This is a genomic window from Wolbachia endosymbiont (group B) of Dolichovespula media (assembly GCF_947179505.1).
Classification (GTDB): domain Bacteria; phylum Pseudomonadota; class Alphaproteobacteria; order Rickettsiales; family Anaplasmataceae; genus Wolbachia.
The window spans coordinates 85,784-102,287 of record NZ_CAMXBR010000003.1 but is presented as its reverse complement, the minus strand read 5'-3'; the positions used below and the strand labels follow the sequence as shown (position 1 = coordinate 102,287).

Annotated in this window: 14 protein-coding genes and 2 pseudogenes; 12 read left to right on the top strand and 4 right to left on the bottom strand. The window is 32.7% G+C overall.

Annotation, left to right across the window (positions count from 1 at the left end; genetic code table 11):
* The first annotated feature begins 2 nt into the window (after nucleotides 1-2).
* Both OM967_RS03045 and pyrE read left to right on the top strand, forming a co-directional pair.
* On the top strand, nucleotides 3-1,187 hold the full coding sequence (locus OM967_RS03045; RefSeq protein WP_211908392.1) for a dicarboxylate/amino acid:cation symporter: 1,185 nt from the start codon (nucleotides 3-5) through the stop codon (nucleotides 1,185-1,187).
* Complete coding sequence (gene pyrE, locus OM967_RS03040; protein ID WP_211908390.1) at nucleotides 1,184-1,774, top strand: orotate phosphoribosyltransferase; 591 nt, start codon at nucleotides 1,184-1,186, stop codon at nucleotides 1,772-1,774. Before OM967_RS03045 ends, pyrE begins: the two co-directional genes overlap by 4 nt.
* A 520-nt stretch (nucleotides 1,775-2,294) precedes the next feature.
* Here the strand turns inward: pyrE and OM967_RS03035 are convergent.
* Complete coding sequence (locus OM967_RS03035; protein ID WP_264337609.1) at nucleotides 2,295-2,795, bottom strand: hypothetical protein; 501 nt, start codon at nucleotides 2,793-2,795, stop codon at nucleotides 2,295-2,297.
* A gap of 8 nt (nucleotides 2,796-2,803) precedes the next feature.
* The gene (locus OM967_RS03030) at nucleotides 2,804-2,998 is read right to left on the bottom strand and encodes a hypothetical protein (protein ID WP_246433227.1); all 195 of its coding nucleotides are present in this window, start codon (nucleotides 2,996-2,998) and stop codon (nucleotides 2,804-2,806) included.
* 154 nt (nucleotides 2,999-3,152) lie between these two features.
* On the opposite strand from OM967_RS03030, the gene ligA reads away from it, so the two are divergent.
* Together ligA and OM967_RS03020 are read left to right on the top strand one after the other, a co-directional pair.
* Nucleotides 3,153-5,108 carry an NAD-dependent DNA ligase LigA gene (gene ligA, locus OM967_RS03025; RefSeq protein ID WP_264337608.1) on the top strand — a complete coding sequence of 652 codons (1,956 nt, stop codon included), beginning with the start codon at nucleotides 3,153-3,155 and terminating at the stop codon, nucleotides 5,106-5,108.
* A gap of 231 nt (nucleotides 5,109-5,339) precedes the next feature.
* Nucleotides 5,340-6,312: pseudogene (locus tag OM967_RS03020) on the top strand (helix-turn-helix domain-containing protein); the annotation flags it as partial.
* Between the two features lie 84 nt (nucleotides 6,313-6,396).
* Here OM967_RS03020 and OM967_RS03015 read toward each other — a convergent pair.
* Nucleotides 6,397-8,598, bottom strand: a complete 2,202-nt coding sequence (locus OM967_RS03015; protein WP_264337607.1) for a coiled-coil domain-containing protein — start codon at nucleotides 8,596-8,598, stop codon at nucleotides 6,397-6,399.
* A 642-nt stretch (nucleotides 8,599-9,240) separates the two neighbouring features.
* Here OM967_RS03015 and OM967_RS03010 point away from each other — a divergent pair.
* From OM967_RS03010 to OM967_RS02975, 8 genes and pseudogenes are all read left to right on the top strand, one after another.
* Nucleotides 9,241-10,587, top strand: coding sequence for an OTU domain-containing protein (locus OM967_RS03010; RefSeq protein ID WP_264337606.1), 1,347 nt, complete (start codon nucleotides 9,241-9,243; stop codon nucleotides 10,585-10,587).
* The gene (locus OM967_RS03005; RefSeq protein WP_319606904.1) at nucleotides 10,542-11,567 is read left to right on the top strand and encodes an ankyrin repeat domain-containing protein; all 1,026 of its coding nucleotides are present in this window, start codon (nucleotides 10,542-10,544) and stop codon (nucleotides 11,565-11,567) included. The genes OM967_RS03010 and OM967_RS03005 overlap by 46 nt, the downstream gene beginning before the upstream one ends.
* Nucleotides 11,568-11,614: 47 nt before the next feature.
* Nucleotides 11,615-12,199, top strand: coding sequence for a hypothetical protein (locus OM967_RS03000; RefSeq protein WP_264337604.1), 585 nt, complete (start codon nucleotides 11,615-11,617; stop codon nucleotides 12,197-12,199).
* A 468-nt stretch (nucleotides 12,200-12,667) separates the two neighbouring features.
* Nucleotides 12,668-12,787: pseudogene (locus OM967_RS02995) on the top strand (IS982 family transposase); the annotation flags it as partial.
* A gap of 144 nt (nucleotides 12,788-12,931) precedes the next feature.
* The gene (locus OM967_RS02990) at nucleotides 12,932-13,342 is read left to right on the top strand and encodes a latrotoxin-related protein (RefSeq protein ID WP_246433180.1); all 411 of its coding nucleotides are present in this window, start codon (nucleotides 12,932-12,934) and stop codon (nucleotides 13,340-13,342) included.
* Nucleotides 13,343-13,543: 201 nt separating this feature from the next.
* A complete protein-coding gene (locus OM967_RS02985; RefSeq protein ID WP_264337603.1) occupies nucleotides 13,544-13,720 on the top strand; it encodes a hypothetical protein in 177 nt (58 codons plus the stop codon).
* A gap of 78 nt (nucleotides 13,721-13,798) precedes the next feature.
* Nucleotides 13,799-13,960 carry a hypothetical protein gene (locus tag OM967_RS02980; protein ID WP_264337602.1) on the top strand — a complete coding sequence of 54 codons (162 nt, stop codon included), beginning with the start codon at nucleotides 13,799-13,801 and terminating at the stop codon, nucleotides 13,958-13,960.
* Nucleotides 13,954-16,122 (top strand): ankyrin repeat domain-containing protein, encoded by a 2,169-nt coding sequence (locus OM967_RS02975; protein ID WP_264337601.1) that lies wholly within the window; start codon nucleotides 13,954-13,956, stop codon nucleotides 16,120-16,122. The genes OM967_RS02980 and OM967_RS02975 overlap by 7 nt, the downstream gene beginning before the upstream one ends.
* Nucleotides 16,123-16,284: 162 nt before the next feature.
* Here the strand turns inward: OM967_RS02975 and OM967_RS02970 are convergent, their stop codons facing one another.
* A complete protein-coding gene (locus tag OM967_RS02970) occupies nucleotides 16,285-16,410 on the bottom strand; it encodes a hypothetical protein (RefSeq protein ID WP_264337600.1) in 126 nt (41 codons plus the stop codon).
* Nucleotides 16,411-16,504: the final 94 nt, after the last annotated feature.

Sequence of the window (16,504 nt, the reverse complement as noted above, 5' to 3'; positions counted from 1 at the left end):
CAATGCGCAAACTTGCAATGTTCTTTTCTATACTATTTGCAGTTGTCGCTTACTATTTAGATAATGAAGTGATATTTGAAGTAGCAAATCTATTTAGTGATATATTCATCAGTTTGTTGAAATTAATCAGTTTACCTTTGGTTTTTCTATCTATCGTGTCCACAATTTCAGGGTTTAAAGACTCAATTGAAATTAAAGTATTACTTAAGAAGACGCTGTTTTATACGCTGCTTACAACCATTATAGCTGCATTTGTTGCGCTATCTTTCTATTTATTTATAGATCCAGTAAGAAAAAATTTCATAAGTAACACAATAGAAAGTGTGAGTGACAGCAACCACAATTACTTTTCATACTTAAAATCACTCATTCCATCAAATTTTGTGCAAGTTTTTCTTGAAAATAACGTTATTGGCAGCATATTGATTGCTTTTTTGATGGGTGGAGCTATTATTTCGCTCTCAAAAGAAAAACAAGATATATTACACCAAATATTTTCTGCACTATTTGATACACTTCTTAGAATTGCTCAAGGGTTATTAAAGTTTATTCCTCTTGCTGTATGGTCTTTTATCACATGTTTTTTATACGAGTTAAAAGGTGGCAGCGAATTCCATAGTCTTTTTTGGTATTTTGCTTGCATAATGTCTGCAAATTTCGTGCAAGCATTTGTGATTTTGCCACTACTCATGTGGCATAAAGGTATATCACCAATTCAAACGATGAAAGGTGTTATGCCAGCACTTACACTTGCATTTTTTTCTAAATCATCTAGTGCAACGCTGCCTACAACTATAGAATGTGTGCAAAATCAGCTAAAGGTACCAAAGAAATTGTCATCTTTTATTCTACCAATATGCACAACAGTCAATATGAATGCGTGTGCTGCATTTATTTTAATCACAGTGATGTTTGTTGCAGAGATGAATGGGCACACATTTTCCTTAAGTGAGATGTTCATATGGATTTTTTTAGCTACAGGAGCTGCAATTGGTAACGCTGGAGTGCCGATGGGGTGCTATTTTATGGCAACTAGTTATTTGGTATCAATGAATGTTCCTTTGTACATTATGGGATTGATTGTGCCTATTTATACAATCATTGATATGTTTGAAACTGCAATAAATGTGTGGTCTGATATCTGTATAACACAGATAATTAATAAAGAATTTAAAACTCAAGAATGATATTAGATAATACAATAATAAAAGAATTTGAAGAGGCTGGTGCGATTTTGCACGGACATTTTGTACTCTCATCAGGGCTGCACAGCAACACTTACATACAATGCGCTAAAATTTTTGAAAATCCAAGCAGAGCAATGAACGTTTGTGAGCTATTGGCGAATAAAATAAGAAAAGAGCTTATTGAACCCATAGATTTAATACTATCTCCTGCAATTGGTGGAATAATCGTGGGTTATGAGATTGGTAGACAGCTTGGAATCCGAACAATATTTTGCGAACGTGTTAATGGTAAATTTGAATTACGCCGTGGATTTGAGATTAAACAAGGTGAGAAGATATTACTAATTGAAGATGTGATTACCACAGGTAAATCTTCACTTGAAGCAGTAAAATGTGCAGAAGAGAAGGGAGGTAAAGTTGTTGCTGGAGCTTCTTTGATCAAGAGAAATAGTGAAACAAAACTACCTTTTCCTATCATATCTTTGATTGAACTAAATATCAAAAACTATAGCGAGGAAGAACTGCCAAGTGAATTAAAACAATTACCCATAATGAAACCTGGGAGTAGAGAATATTTAACAAAATAATTCTATATATGGCTAAAGTGATTCAGTAACTTTTACGTGTTATATGTTGATCTTTTTGCATCAAAGTTAGATATTACAGTTTATTTTCCTGTATTCGTTCAACAGAATGGCAAAATAAGATAGACAAATAAAGATATAAAGTAAAAACAATAATAGTTGTCATTCCGGTTTGTGACACTTGCTTTATGTAGTTTCATTGCAAACGTTGTTTTTATTATAATACCTCCTATGATTAGTTTGCTTGTGAGCACCAGTGTCTAGGCACTGGAATGAAAAGAAAAGGCTAATTGAATGACAGGAAAGGAAGTACTAAAAACAAATAGGTGTCATTCCAGCGCGTGACGCTGTAATCCAGAAAGGAACAATGGATCCCAGTGTCTGAGCACTGGGATGAAACCTTTTTGCTTCAATATTTTGCACAGTAGCCATGCAACTTAACAGATATTTTTCTCTTCATTTATCCTCAGGTTTTTATGGGTTAAAAAAAACATAAAAACCTTATATAAAACCCCTGTTGTGATTAAAAATACACTAAATCTTGGTTTTCACATATTTCATCTTGTGCAGCAAAAGACAATAATTTTGCGCTCTCAAGGAAACTTTTTGCACTAGCTTCTAAGATATTAGATTTTATTTCTGTAAGTTCACATTTAATCTGATCTATTTTCCCATTCAAATTTTTATGTGCATCTTCGATTAATTTATTCATTTCATCTTCTAAAAGTATTCTTATTTCTTTGCTTTGTGAAGTGACAATATCGGCTATTTTGTCTGTGATTTCAGGTTTTATAAGGCTTTCAATTTTTTCTTCAGTGTATTTTTTTACTGCTTCTTCTACCTGAGTTTTTATTTCTGGCTTTAGCAGATCTGCAACTTCCGGTCCTACTTTTTTCACTGCTTTTTTAGCATTTGCTTCTACTGACTTTACTGTCTTATCAATTGAAGTCGATATTTTTTTTTCTATTTGATTAGCTTTTTCGGTAGCTATTTTGTTAGCTTTCTCTTCAGCTAAAGTTAGCATTTTTCCTTCTATTTTTTTACTTCATCTTGAGCTGCTTTTCTAGCTTCTAGTTTTAAATCGTTACCCATTTTAGATATTACTTGATTCGCAGCTTCTTTTGCTGTTTTGCTTATACCAAGAATTTTATCAAACATTCCTGCACGATACACTTGAGAGCCGAAGTTTGATTCGTCAGCCAAATTTTTGTAATTGTATTCTTTCATAATGTACTCCTTAATTTAAAGACTATACTAACATTAATATACAAGTACAAAAATTATATTAATATTAGTATAGTTTTTCAGGGCAGTAGTATAAATTTATAGTACCTTTTGAAAAAATTCATGACTTGACGACAAAGAGCATTATATTGGTATCATGACTGACTTGGAAAAGATGAGAGAAAAACTGCAAAATCAAATTAATTATCATAATATCTTATATTATCAAAAAAGTAAGCCAGAGATAAGTGATGCTGAATATGATGAACTGAAGAAAAAGTTAGCTGCAATAGAGCCAGAAGCTTATGCAACACAAGATAGTGTTGGTGCTCCGCCTGATGAGAGATTTTCTAAGGTGGAACATCAAGAACCTATGCTTTCTCTCGAGAATGCTTATGATGAGCAAGGTGTAGAAAAATTTTTGTCTAAAAAAAAGAGATTTTTAATTGCAGATGAAATAGAAATACTATGTGAGCCAAAAATTGATGGATTGTCATTTTCTGCAATTTATGAAGATGGGAAATTTGTTAAAGCTGCAACTCGAGGTGACGGTTTTGTAGGAGAGGATGTTACTCACAATGTTGCAACAATAAAAGACTTTCCTAAGTTTTTACAAGATGTGCAAGGAAGACTAGAAGTAAGGGGTGAAATATATATCAGTAACAGCGACTTTTTAAAGTTAAATGAAAATAATGAATTCGCTAATCCTCGAAATGCAGCTGCTGGTTCTTTAAAGCAATTGAATGCGAACATTACAGCAAAAAGGCCTCTTAGATATTTTGCTTATTCTTTAATTGGTGGAATAGAGAAAAGTCAAAGTGAGATACTAGAAAAGCTTGAGAAATTTGGTTTTTGCGTAAATGAGCATCGTTCCTTAACAAGTAGTTTGAATGGAATGCTAAAGTTCTATAACGAGATCTATGATTGTCGTTATAACTTGGATTATGATATCGATGGGATAGTCTATAAAGTGAATGATTTGGTGCTACAAAGTCGTCTGGGAAGTACACACAAAGCTCCACGCTCAGCACTTGCATATAAGTTTTCTGCGATTTATGCGAAGACAAAGTTAAATAAAATATTTATACAGGTGGGTAGAACGGGGGTTTTAACTCCAGTTGCAGATTTAGTACCAGTCAATATTGGTGGAGTATTAGTTAGCAGAGCAAGTCTACATAACCAAGATGAGATAAAACGTAAAGATATAAGAGAGGGAGATGTTGTAACAATTAAAAGGGCTGGGGATGTAATTCCTCAAATTGTCAAAGTAGATGAAGGTTCTCGTCATACAAATATGCCTGAATTTGTTTTTCCTGACATATGTCCTGAATGTGGCAGTAAAGTGCAGATTGAAGGAGTAGCAGTAAGATGTCCTGAAGAATTTAATTGCAAGGCTCAAATAGTAGAAAAACTAAAACATTTTGTGTCAAAAGATGCATTTGACATTGTTGGCCTTGGTGAAAAACAAATAAAGTTTTTTTATGATCTTAGCCTAATAAGACAAATTCCAGACATTTTTATTTTAGAGGAAAGATTAAAAGAGTTTTCCTTAAAAGAGCATCATGGTTGGGGCGAGAAGTCAATAGCTAATCTATTAAGTGCTATACAAAACAGAAGAGTAATCACTCTAGATAGGTTCATATTTTCTTTGGGTATCAGATTTATCGGCCAAGTTGCAGCAGAATTGCTCGCAAATTATTATGTATCTTATGATAACTGGTATAATTCGATGTCATCAAATGATGTTGAGTTGGTAGGTATAGATGGTATAGGAGAAAAAGTAGCTGAATCTTTAAAATCGTTTTTTTCTCAGGAACGTAACATTAAAATGTTAAATGACCTTACTGCATATCTGCAAATTCTTCCCGTGAGCTCCAACTCTAGCAATTCTTTTTTGAATAACAAAATTATAGTGTTTACTGGTAAGCTACGTGCTATGAGCAGAGGGGAGGCAAAAGTAAGAGCTAAAGTTTTAGGGGCAAAGATCAGTTCAAGCCTTTCTACTAAAACTGACTATTTAATTGCAGGAGAAGATCCAGGTTCAAAATATAAAAAAGCAATGGAATTGGGTGTGGAAATTTTAGATGAAGAACAGTGGAACAAATTGTGCTAAACACAACTTAATCTGACGGGAATGAATTAACTGATAGAAGAATTGAAAACTAATATCAGACTCTTATTTAATACAATTGAACACTCCCTGCTCTTTATAAACATTTATGCAACAAAGCCAGTTAAATAGCTAAGCACCCCTCTAATATATGATTTCTCTGTATTAAACAAGATTTAATCTGACACTTTAAAAAAGTAAGTTATAAAATAATAAAAGAAAGGAGTGTTAGAAATGAATACAATACAAACAAAAATATTAAAACCAAAACTAGGTTTATTAGAGCTAGCAAAACAGCTCGGGAATGTATCTCAAGCGTGCAAGGTAATGGGATATTCAAGAGATACGTTTTATAGATTCAAGGAGTTATACGAAAATGGAGGAGAAGAGGCGTTACATGAAATCAGCAAGAAAAAAACCGCTGTTTGCAAACAGAGTTTCCGAAGATATAGAAAGAGCAGTAGTAAATATTGCAACAGAATTTCCAGCATATGGACAGCAAAGAGCTGCAAATGAGCTGAGAAAAGAGGTATCCGAAGGTGGTTGTATAGCTAAGAAACGACATTGAAACGTTCAAAAAAAGACTTAAAGCCCTTGAAGCAAAGGTTGCACAAGATGGCATAATTTTAACTGAAGAGCAACTTGCAGCTTTAGAGAAAGTGAAAGAACAAAGATGGTGAAATTGAAACACTGGTTATTTGGGTTCTCAAGACACTTATTATGTAGGCAATATCAAAGGTATAGGAAGGATCTACCAGCAAACTTTCATTGATACCTATTCAAGGGTTGCTATGGCAAACAGACAAAACTGCAATCACTGCTGCAGATCTTCTTAATATACCATTCTTTGATGGACAAAATGTGCCATTATCACGCATTTTGACTGATAGGGACTGTGGCAAACCAGAGAATCATGCTTATCAGCTTTATTTGGGAATTGAAAACATTGATCATTCAAGAACTAAGGCCAATTCTCCACAAACTAATGGAATATGCGAGAGGTTTCATAAAACTATGCAAGATGAGTGTTACAATATTATCTTTAGAAAGAAAATCTACAGCTCTTTGAAAGATTTGCAGATTGATGTTGATCATTGGCTGCGTTCTTACAATGAGACAAGGCCTCATTCAGGCAAATATTGCTATGCCTATGCAAACTTTTCTTGATAGCAAACAAATTGCTTTTCAGAAAAATATTAGTAACATTAAACAAAAGACTGATATTAGTTTTCAATTCTTCTGTAAGTTAATTCTCACCTGTCAGATTAAGTTGTGTCTAGTACAATTTATATTAACTCCCTCTAGGAAAGCTAGATGGATTTTCCATTGTACAATCTGACTGTCTAATAGTCTTACCTAACTCTTTAAAAGCACTACTATTTCTTTCGAAATACCCATTTTCTATAGCTGTCAAAACACTTTTCCCACCTAACAGACAACTCTGCCCTAAACTTGATTTATTCTCTAACTTGTTAAATCTTACTTCATCGACAAGCCTCACTTCTATTTTATTACTATCTTTCTCACTAGGACATAGATGAATACTGATCTCTCCTACTTCAGTGGTAAAAGACATTTCAATGATATCTCCCGAGAACTCTGTATAATTTCTCCTTCCTCCTATATTTTCAACTCTAATTATACTGTTTCCAACTTGAAGTATACCAATGTTTAGATTTAAATCTTTAGCTTTTTGATTATTTAATATCCTTGCAACTTCAACAATACTATTTTGTGGATAATCTATGCAAAAATATCCATTATCTATTTCTAGTTCAAAGTCATATTCATCAATTTGCTCACTTTTATTCATAATACTTTCAAGTGCTAATTCCTTAAGCTTTGAAAGGTTTTCGGATCGTTTACTCAAAGTGTCTAAATCTGAACAAATTATGTTCACAAAATCTTCATGCTCTTCGTCGCTCGATCTATTTAAAGATGCACCTTCTGATATTACCTGAAATATTTTTCTCTTGTGTAAGAACTCATGAATTCGAGTAGTGTCAGCAGATAAATATAGCTTTTGAAATGTGTCAGCTATACGATCTATCAAGGACATACCAGATTTATATGGAAAAGTGAACATTATTCCTTGTTCCAGTGCTGCGCTTATAACTTTATCAAGTTCTTTTTCGCACTCCTCATAATCTTCTTCGCTACCAGAGTAACCTAAAATGTCTAGATAATCATGAATCTTATTTATTTTTTGCCAAATACTTTCATACTTTTCTTCTTCTCTTGTATTCAGCTTTACCTTTGTTAGAGAAAAAGAGTCTTTTTGACGGATTAAAAGAAAAGTATCTTTTCCTTTTTCTTTACGGGTTATCTCGTCAGTATAGAATAGTTGACTGTAACGCCTACCAAAACTTTCATCATAATCAGGGCAAGGGCTAACATTGTCTTCATCTTCACTATCCGTTCCATTCCATACTTCAATCGGGAAATCGGTATTTTCAAGGTTTTTATCTTCACTTGTTAGACAATTTTCTGTTTTTCCATATAGCCGAGTTGATTTATGATCATCGCTACTTTCATTATCAGCTTCATTCCATACTCCAATCTCGTAGTCAGTATCTTCAGAGTCTTTATCTTCACTTGTTTTATCATATTGATTATTTTCTCCTTCTCTACATAGCCAGGTTGGTTCTTGATCATCATTATCTTTAATACACCTGGTTTCTACTTCAGGTATAGACTGAGTTCTCGCTATTTCTTTTCTTACGTTTTCTTTGTTTATTTCATCTGCAAGAGACACTTCATTACTAATATAGAAATTTTTCTGTTTTAAACTCTCGTTTTCCTTCTGCAGACTACTGAATTCTGCAAATAGCTCTTTATACTCTGATAAATAAATACACAATTGATCTCTTATATCATTAAGTTCCTTCTTTTTTTCTAGTATCTGATTTTCATAATTACCTTTCAAATCCTCTATACTGTTTATCAGCACTGTACTTTCTTTTCTTACTCTGTTTAACTCAGCTTCAGTCAAATCCAGTTTTTGCTGTAACTCTTCATTTATTTTGTCTGTTAACTGAATTTCATTCTTTGCCTCTTTTAATTGGTTATTTAAGTTCTTAATTACATCACTTTTGTTCTGAGTTTCTAATAATAATATTTCTACTTTCTGTTTTAGCTGTTCGATGTCTTGATCATTTTCAGTTAAACTTCTTGTACTTTTTTGTAATTTAACTTCAAGCTTTTTAATTTTCCCTTCTAGGGTTTGCATTTCTCTGGTAAGTTCACTTACTTCTTCGTAATACTCTTCTACTCTTTTCTTATAGTGTTTTTGTAACTCTACATTTTTTTTAAGATCAAAATTTTCCTGTTGTAGATTTTCTATTTTGCTTTCTAAACTATCTATTACTTGATTTTCTTCACTGCTAATCTCAAATACCTCTTCAGGAAAATGTGCAAATTTACAAGATGAAATGCCTTCAAGGACGTTACTACCAAATAAATTATATTGTACTATCTGCTTCGAACTAAACATACCTATACCCCCTACTAAAATAAACAAGTAATATATTGTATGCGCTATATATCATAAATACAATCGGTTTGAATATAATCTATTTACTAATTCGTATTGTGAATTTTTATAGAATAGATTTAGGTGTAAAATATTATGATACCATTAAAGTAGATGGATAAAGCACAGTCTTTTTGAGAGGATAAATTTAATGAAAAGACCATACTAATTAGTGTTATAAGGAATTGAATTATTTACTCTTTCCAAAAAACATAAAAAGATCGTATATTTGTGAGAACAATTTAAGCAAAAGCTGCGTTATGAAAATAGAAGCTTGAAATTTTTGCAACAAAGCCAAGTAAATTGGTTCGTATGTAAATATGGCTGAAGTAGGCTAATATAGCTGCTTTTATGATATAGCAGAATTACTATAAAGAAAAGTTCGTACGGTACATTTGGTAGACCAATTGATTCCAAGAAAAACACTTCTCACCGTCCTTGGTTTTGGTTGCTGAAAGTGACTATACTTTTTATTTCTTAATTAAGATACACCGTTAAATTAATAATGATTCACTCAAAATAGCCTAAGTAAAATACTATAATATGCATCAAAATTATTGATAATTATCAATCTGTTTGTTATAGTATAGGGTTGAGGTTGAAATGGAAAATTCAAAAAAGAAAACTATTTCGGAAAAATTAGAAGGGGTACAATATTTAAAGCAGCCAGACTTGCAAAGTAACGCTCTCCTCTTCAAACGCTCAGATAATAATCCAGAGTTGCCAGAGAATTTTAAGGTAGGAAAAGCAGTGGGTGGCGGAGATTGTTTCTTCGACTCAGTTGCACAAGGACTAAGACAATTGAAACCTGAAATAGTCTTTACTGTTAAACCTTTGAGAGAAATTTGTAAGAAATTCGCAGAAAGTCAACTAGAAGATGATTACTCATGGCTTAAAGAGGCTTTAAAAGGTGAAAATCAACAAATTAATGAATATATTACACGTATTGAATTTACTGTCGGTGATGTTGAACAAAAGCCTGAGCCAAATGCCTTGGGTATGGTTTCACCAATATGGGGTAGAGGTGATATTGAAGGGAGAATAATTTGTAAAGTATATGGTGTACAGTTACATATTCTTGAAAAACATATTGTTGAAGAAAGAGAAGTATGGCTAGATCAGTTAATAAGCAGTGAAACTTCTAAGTCTATAGATAATATAAATTATAATGAGCAGAATACCGTACACATAATCAATGCAGGTAATGCACATTTTAATCCGATAATAAATCATAAAAACTTACAAGCTTCAGTTGAACAATCATCGACTCAACGAAAAAGAACTAAAATTGATTCTGAAGAAGATAGAATGGAAGATACAAGTTCTAAAAAGCTAAAAACTTCTTCTCAAGCAGTAGAGATTGTTGGCCTTGATCAGGCAAAAAAAGTGCTAGATGATGTGGAAATTGAAATTACCTCAGTTGCAGGTAATATGTCCGTACAAGCAATGGCGAGATTACAAAATAAACCTACATATCAAAAGTGGGAACAGAAAGGTTTTGATATTAATAATTATCAAGGGATAGAGGAATACTCTCCAAGTAAAGCAGATGATATACCGACTACCAGTATTGAGGAAAAGCAGCAAAGTGCTACCAAATCGAATAAACCATTACAAGATCACATTCCTGATAATAGGAAGGAGTTCCTTCTAAGTGTTTTAAAATCAGCTGAAATTAATGGTATAAAACATTTTAATACTCACCATGGAAAAATCAGTCGTATTGGTCAACATAAATTAACTATGACATTACTAGGTATCGCTCTTGAGCTTGATGCTAAGGAAGTCATTAGCTGTATTCATAAATTAGCTAAAAACAAGGGTGAACTAGAAAAGGTTCTCAACTCTACCAGCCATACTCTAGAACTTCAAAATGGTAAAATACTTCATCATACACCAATTAGTTGGGCGATCCGAAGAGGCAATGTGTCCCAAATCTCCACTATTTAGGATTAGCTAGGGCACGTGGCTTGAATAAATTAGCCTGCAATTCTTTATTTATTGCTATTAAACTTTGCAATATAGTAGCAGTGTCTTACATAATAAAAAACTTTGTTGTTCCAAACATAATAGATGAAAACACGAATACTCCTCTGCATATGGCAGCTGTTTGTGGCAATACTAGGATAGTAGAAGTTTTAATAGAAAATGATGCTTATGTGAATGCAGGAGATGCAATTGGAAATGCCCCATTACATGTTGCAACTGAAAATAACAATGTAGAGATAGTAGATGCTTTATTAAATAGAGGTGCTGATGTAAATGTAAAAAATTATCATGGATATACTCCTTTACATATTGCTGTTGCAAAGAACAATATAGTGGTGATAGATGCTTTATTAAATAGAGGTGCTGATATAAATGTAAAAAATTGTGAGGGATATACTCCTTTACATATTTCTGTTGCAAAGAACAATATAGTGGTGGTAGATGCTCTATTAAATAGAGGTGCTGATACAAATATAAGAAATGATAAATGGTATACTCCTTTACAACTTTCTATTCTAAAGGGCTATAAAGGAATATTATCATGTCTATTAGAGAGGATAAAACCAGATATTAATGAAAGGTTAAAAATTGGTTCTAATTGTGATACTACTCTTTTGTTGTTTGCTGCTCAAAATTGCCATGAAGGAGTAGTAGAACTTTTAATAGAAGAAGGTGCTGATACAGATGTAAGTTTCTACTCTGAGGTTACTTTCTTAGAATATTGTGTTTCCGAAAGAGTGGAAATGGTAGAAACCTTAATAGCACTTGAAACTAGATTAGATTACTTTGAGAACAGAGAAGAGTTGTATAATCTCATACAAAGTAGGTTATCTCACGATCTTGCGCAACAAATGTTAGAATATCGTAGTAGGTGTATAGATGAACTAGAAAGAATGAAAGAAAAAAGATTAACAAAAGTTGTACATTGTATGATATTCTGAAAAGTAAGGAAGCTAATAAATTAGCATCTTACGTACGAGACAGAAATATGAGAGAAAAGTTAGAAAAAGCTAAAAGTGAATTTCCCATCTTTGCTGAACGAATAGAAAGTCAATATCAAAAAGGGAAAGGAAGACTTGATTTACTAGAACAAGGTTCGAGTAATTTACACAAGGTATTTCCACCAAAAGCTTTTCTTTATAATATTCTGAATAACGTTCTGACAAGTAAGGAGTCCAATAAATTAGCATCTTCTCTACGAGAGAAAGATATGGAAAGCAAGTTAGAAGAAGCTAAAAGTGAATTTCCTATCCTTGCTTACCTAATAGAGAGTAAAAATAAATCAGTGATAGAAATACTGGATTTGTTGGAACAAGTTTCTGGTAATTTACCAGTGTTAGTTCCAGAGGAAGTTTCTCTACAAGTCTTTGAACTTCTAGACAACGTAGATATAAAAAGGTTTAATGAAGCAGTCAATGGTATTGAAAAGTGGATAGGGACATCATTTTCAATGCATAGAGGTAAGCAAAGTAGTGAGTGTTTTTCTGCCTCCAATATTAAAGAACCTAATACCGAGGTGAGAGAGGTAAATATTGAAAGTAAAAACAAGACAGTAATAGGTGAACGAACTTGAGATACAAACTAATATTCATGAGAAATAGCAGAAAATTAACATCGTTTCTGGAGGATTTATCTTTCAATCTAAGAATGTGTAATAGACACAACTTAATCTAACAAGTAAGTTATAAGAACCTCTATTAATCACACGTATATTTATTACAATTTTAGACAAAGAAGATAATAATAATCCTAATATACTTAATCTACGTGTAAGAAACTAGCAAGAAACCCAAAATGCTCCAATAGAAACACCAAATGCTTCAAATGACCTCTTTTGAACTAAAATAAAGCCAAGTAATACTAAAGAAGAAAAATTCATCATACTCCAAAACCATAAGCATAGTAGTAAATTTTTTAGAAACTATCTTGAGATATTAACTTAATGACCCCAGTTATGGATTAGAAAATAGATAAAAGTAGAATTAATAAAGAAGGAAATAGGGTAAACTCGAGTATTTTAGCAATAATTAAGAGGTTACCCATGAAAAAAGATATTACAGAACTTTACTGTTTCATAGAAGATTTTTGTCGCATTGCTGATGAAAAAATTTCAGGAAAGCTCCTATCAAGTGGGAAAAACCCAACAAGAATACCTAAAATTATAGCTTTTCTTATAATAGTCCGAATGAGATAAGATATGTGTTGATGGCTATAGCAGGCCAGTAGCATATTACGATCTGTTCGGATTATTGTAAAAAGAGCTATAAATGATTTATTTGGCTGGGTAAAAAGCTCTGTAAGTGGATTGTTAAGTTCTAAACCTGAGAGCACTCCAAGTCCAATCTCACAAGTAAATGCAAAAATGGATGTAAATGGTACGATAATGTTACTTGACATGCTCATTAGAAAAGTTACAGGTCAAAAGTATGTTTCTACAGTAGATCAGTCTATATCTCCACTAGAAGCACAGGGATATGCACGCAATATTACAAAGAGATTTGAGAAAGTAGTAGAGCAAGCTGGATTAAAAAGTGGTGTATCAATGCACCGGTTAAATATTGATTATATGGGAATGCAAAAAGAGATTACTAGAAAAGTCATGAGTGGTAAATTTAATGAGATTTCAGGGATTTTAAGCTCATATGTAGAGAAAGCGTTCCCTGGTAGAGGAGCTGGCAAGTTAAGTCCGAAAAAGTTTGACAAGTTTATGTTGTAATACTCAGACATAGTTCAATATCTTGTAGAGGAAAAAAAGGCTACTATTGATGTAAAGGACGTTGATTGTAATACTCCCCTGGATTTAGCTGATAGAAGCGGCCACAAAAATATTGTTGAGTATCTTAATTTTCAAAAAAAGAAGCATTCTGAAACTTCAAGAGCAATAAAGACCGGTTTCTCTGTAGGTGTAATAGCCACGTTGACAGTAACCATTGGATGTATTGTTACTCATATAAGTTTATCAATATTAGTTATTGCTGCATTGATAGTTGGAGCCATTGCTAGTGGCATTACATATGCAATATTAAAGCCTAGTACTAAGCTAAATGAATATGAAATAGGGAGACAAAATTTACCAGAACCAGTTACACCTTAAGAGTAAGTGTTACATAGCTCTTGTTTTTTATGTCAAGTATATAATAATAAAATATGGAGTTTTAAAATGAGGAGAGTTATGAGTTTTGATAAGTTGGAAGAAATACTAGCTTCTATTGATACTGACGTTGGTTTAAGTGAGAGTAATGTGTTCAGAAAAGTAGAAGAGAAGCTAAAACAAATAGATACGATCGTGATCCATTATATTATGCTATCTTGCATAGAAATACACGAATGGTAGAGGTCCTGATAAAGAATGGGGCAAGTGTTAGGAAGAAATATAATGATGGAAGTACTCCTTTGCATTATGCTATCTTGGGTAACAAAACAAAAATAGTAGAGCACCTAATAAATAATGGGGCTGATGTTAATGCAGTAGATGAAAAAGGTAGGACTCCATTATACTTGGCTGGCCGAAATACAAAAATGATCTCGATTCTTATGAAGAATGGAGCATGTCCCTTACTGGAAAATAGAAATGTTGAATTTTTGAAGTATTTAATTGCACTCATTAAAGATGGTGATATAGATAATTTGGAGAAGAGAGAAGCGAAACAGAAAGAAGAGCAAGTAGATGATGAATATGAATCACTTAAATACTCATTGCTGCTTAGTGATAACAGCTCTTTGATCTCTATTATAAAAAGGGAAGAATTCAATAATTTAATATCTGAGTGGTCTTCAGGTGCACCTGACTTATTAAAAGAGGGCCAAAAAAATTTGAATAAGGCGTTGTTAAGTCTCCTAAAAGACTTTCCATTTTGTAACATTACAAGGTTTGAGAATTTTTTACAAGACAACAAAAGTAATGATGATCTAAAGATTGTTCTCAATCTTCAAAGAGGAAAGTCCAAGTTGACAATACTGCATGTAATACAAAGTATGGAGCGTTTGGCAGTAGAAAAAGATATGGCCTGGGCAGTTGGAGCATTTATAACTTTACTTTTAAAGGCTGGAGCTGATCCTAACATAGTTGACAGTGAAGGACAAACACCTTTGCACTATGCTGCTTATTATAATACTTTAAATATACCTTTACTTCTGAACAAAGGAGCACGTAATCAACCTGATAAACAAGGAAAAACTCCTCTAGATATTGTAATTATTAACAAAAAACCTTTTGAAGTGAATATTTTAGAACAAATCTTTTTAACTCAGGAGCAAATGAGAGCAAAAAGCCATTTAGAAGATATTTGCGGTCATAGCCTTGACACTAATCAACTAAGAGAGTTTTTAAATCAGCACAGAGGAAATGAAGGTCTTAAAGAGATTTTAAATCTTCGTGATTGCAAAGGAAAGTCTCGTATTTTTCAAAAGATTAGAGATGCTTGTTATGGTGATAAAATTCGTTTTAAAGAAGCAGAAAGGTTACTGTTAGAAGCAGGAGCAATTGATTACAAAGGATGGAAGGACAAAGAACATTTACCTAAAGCTTCCACTTTATGGGACATTTTAATATTAAACCAACGGGAGGAATTGAAAACTTTTTTAGATATGGCCAATGCAGCCGAAAACATGAACGAGTTAGAGCAAGTTGTAAAAAGAGCTATAGAAGCAGGAGTAATGCTGAACTTTGCTGTGTCAGGAAGTTTATATGACAAGAAATATGAGAGTAAATATGGCTTTGCAGATTGTATAATAAGAAAAATTAGTGAATTAAAAAAGAACTCTAGAATTGCAAGTGATGTAGAGGTTGCTAGTCGTATAGTATGTAACTTAGTATCAAAAGGAGTAGTACTACATACTATAAGCAGCATCCTTGTCATTGATGAACTAGAAGAGTTTAAAAGCCACAAAGCTAATATGGTAAAAGCCTATAAAAGTTATGCAAAGCGTAGTTTGAAATTTATGGAAATTGTTAAAAGTGCAACTACTGGCAAGGTGAAAAATGTAAAAGTGGATAACTCTATTCTCTATTTGGAATATTCAGAAAGTAGTGTAGTTGAGGTTGCGAAAATCATAAATGAAGCAAATTTAACTCATGGAAGTATAGAATCTAGAAGAGATGTAATAGCAATCGGTGAAAGTGAGGTAGAAATTATAACGGAAGATGGGATAAGAAATTATACTAACCTTACGGGCAATATAGTACTGACTTTCTATACTAGTTTGGGAAAGATAGACGTTAAACTGTATCCTGACGTACAAGATAAAAGCAAAATTATAGTAGAAGCGAGTAATAAAGAGGAAGTATTGGAAAAATTCAAAGGTTATGAAGAAGAATTAGGTGAGAGTTGCTTACTTGGTGGAGATAGGGTCTACGATGCTATTGAGCAAGGATATTTTGAAAGATCTGGTGGATATTTAATACGTCCTGAAGTAATAAGCGAGTCTAACAACAAATGGACAGAACGTGAAGAGTTAAGAAGGACTTCTGATCCTAGGAGAGAAGTTTCTAGGTAGATTGATTTGCTAAAAAAGTTGAAGATTATTATTTAAATATAAACTACTATAATTTATAGGTTAAGGAGTTCGTACCAATGTCTTCTAAGAATACTCTTTTATGTTGTTTTTAAGCTGGCTACAAAATGAGGATATGGAACATACAATTGGCTGGGCTGCCTTTTACACTCCAGGTCTACTATTAAAATATGCAGCTAAAATTGGATCATTTTCTACCATTATTGCATCTAACATACTAAAATCTTCATCACTTATATTGATATTTTCACATAATTGATTCTGTAACATTGACTTACTTTTCTATATCAATTTCAGCATCTTTTGTGTGGCTCTTTGTAGTAGCTCCTTTTGCAATAACCTTTTTTAATTTTCTGGCACATAC

What these genes read in the sequence shown, in the direction of transcription:
- OM967_RS03045 (WP_211908392.1), top strand. Translation starts at nt 3, where the DNA reads ATGCGCAAACTTGCAATGTTCTTTTCTATACTATTTGCAGTTGTCGCT.
- pyrE (WP_211908390.1), top strand. Translation starts at nt 1,184, where the DNA reads ATGATATTAGATAATACAATAATAAAAGAATTTGAAGAGGCTGGTGCG.
- OM967_RS03035 (WP_264337609.1), bottom strand. Translation starts at nt 2,795, where the DNA reads ATGCTAACTTTAGCTGAAGAGAAAGCTAACAAAATAGCTACCGAAAAA.
- OM967_RS03030 (WP_246433227.1), bottom strand. Translation starts at nt 2,998, where the DNA reads ATGAAAGAATACAATTACAAAAATTTGGCTGACGAATCAAACTTCGGC.
- ligA (WP_264337608.1), top strand. Translation starts at nt 3,153, where the DNA reads ATGACTGACTTGGAAAAGATGAGAGAAAAACTGCAAAATCAAATTAAT.
- OM967_RS03015 (WP_264337607.1), bottom strand. Translation starts at nt 8,598, where the DNA reads ATGTTTAGTTCGAAGCAGATAGTACAATATAATTTATTTGGTAGTAAC.
- OM967_RS03010 (WP_264337606.1), top strand. Translation starts at nt 9,241, where the DNA reads ATGGAAAATTCAAAAAAGAAAACTATTTCGGAAAAATTAGAAGGGGTA.
- OM967_RS03000 (WP_264337604.1), top strand. Translation starts at nt 11,615, where the DNA reads ATGAGAGAAAAGTTAGAAAAAGCTAAAAGTGAATTTCCCATCTTTGCT.
- OM967_RS02980 (WP_264337602.1), top strand. Translation starts at nt 13,799, where the DNA reads ATGAGTTTTGATAAGTTGGAAGAAATACTAGCTTCTATTGATACTGAC.
- OM967_RS02975 (WP_264337601.1), top strand. Translation starts at nt 13,954, where the DNA reads ATGGTAGAGGTCCTGATAAAGAATGGGGCAAGTGTTAGGAAGAAATAT.
- OM967_RS02970 (WP_264337600.1), bottom strand. Translation starts at nt 16,410, where the DNA reads ATGTTACAGAATCAATTATGTGAAAATATCAATATAAGTGATGAAGAT.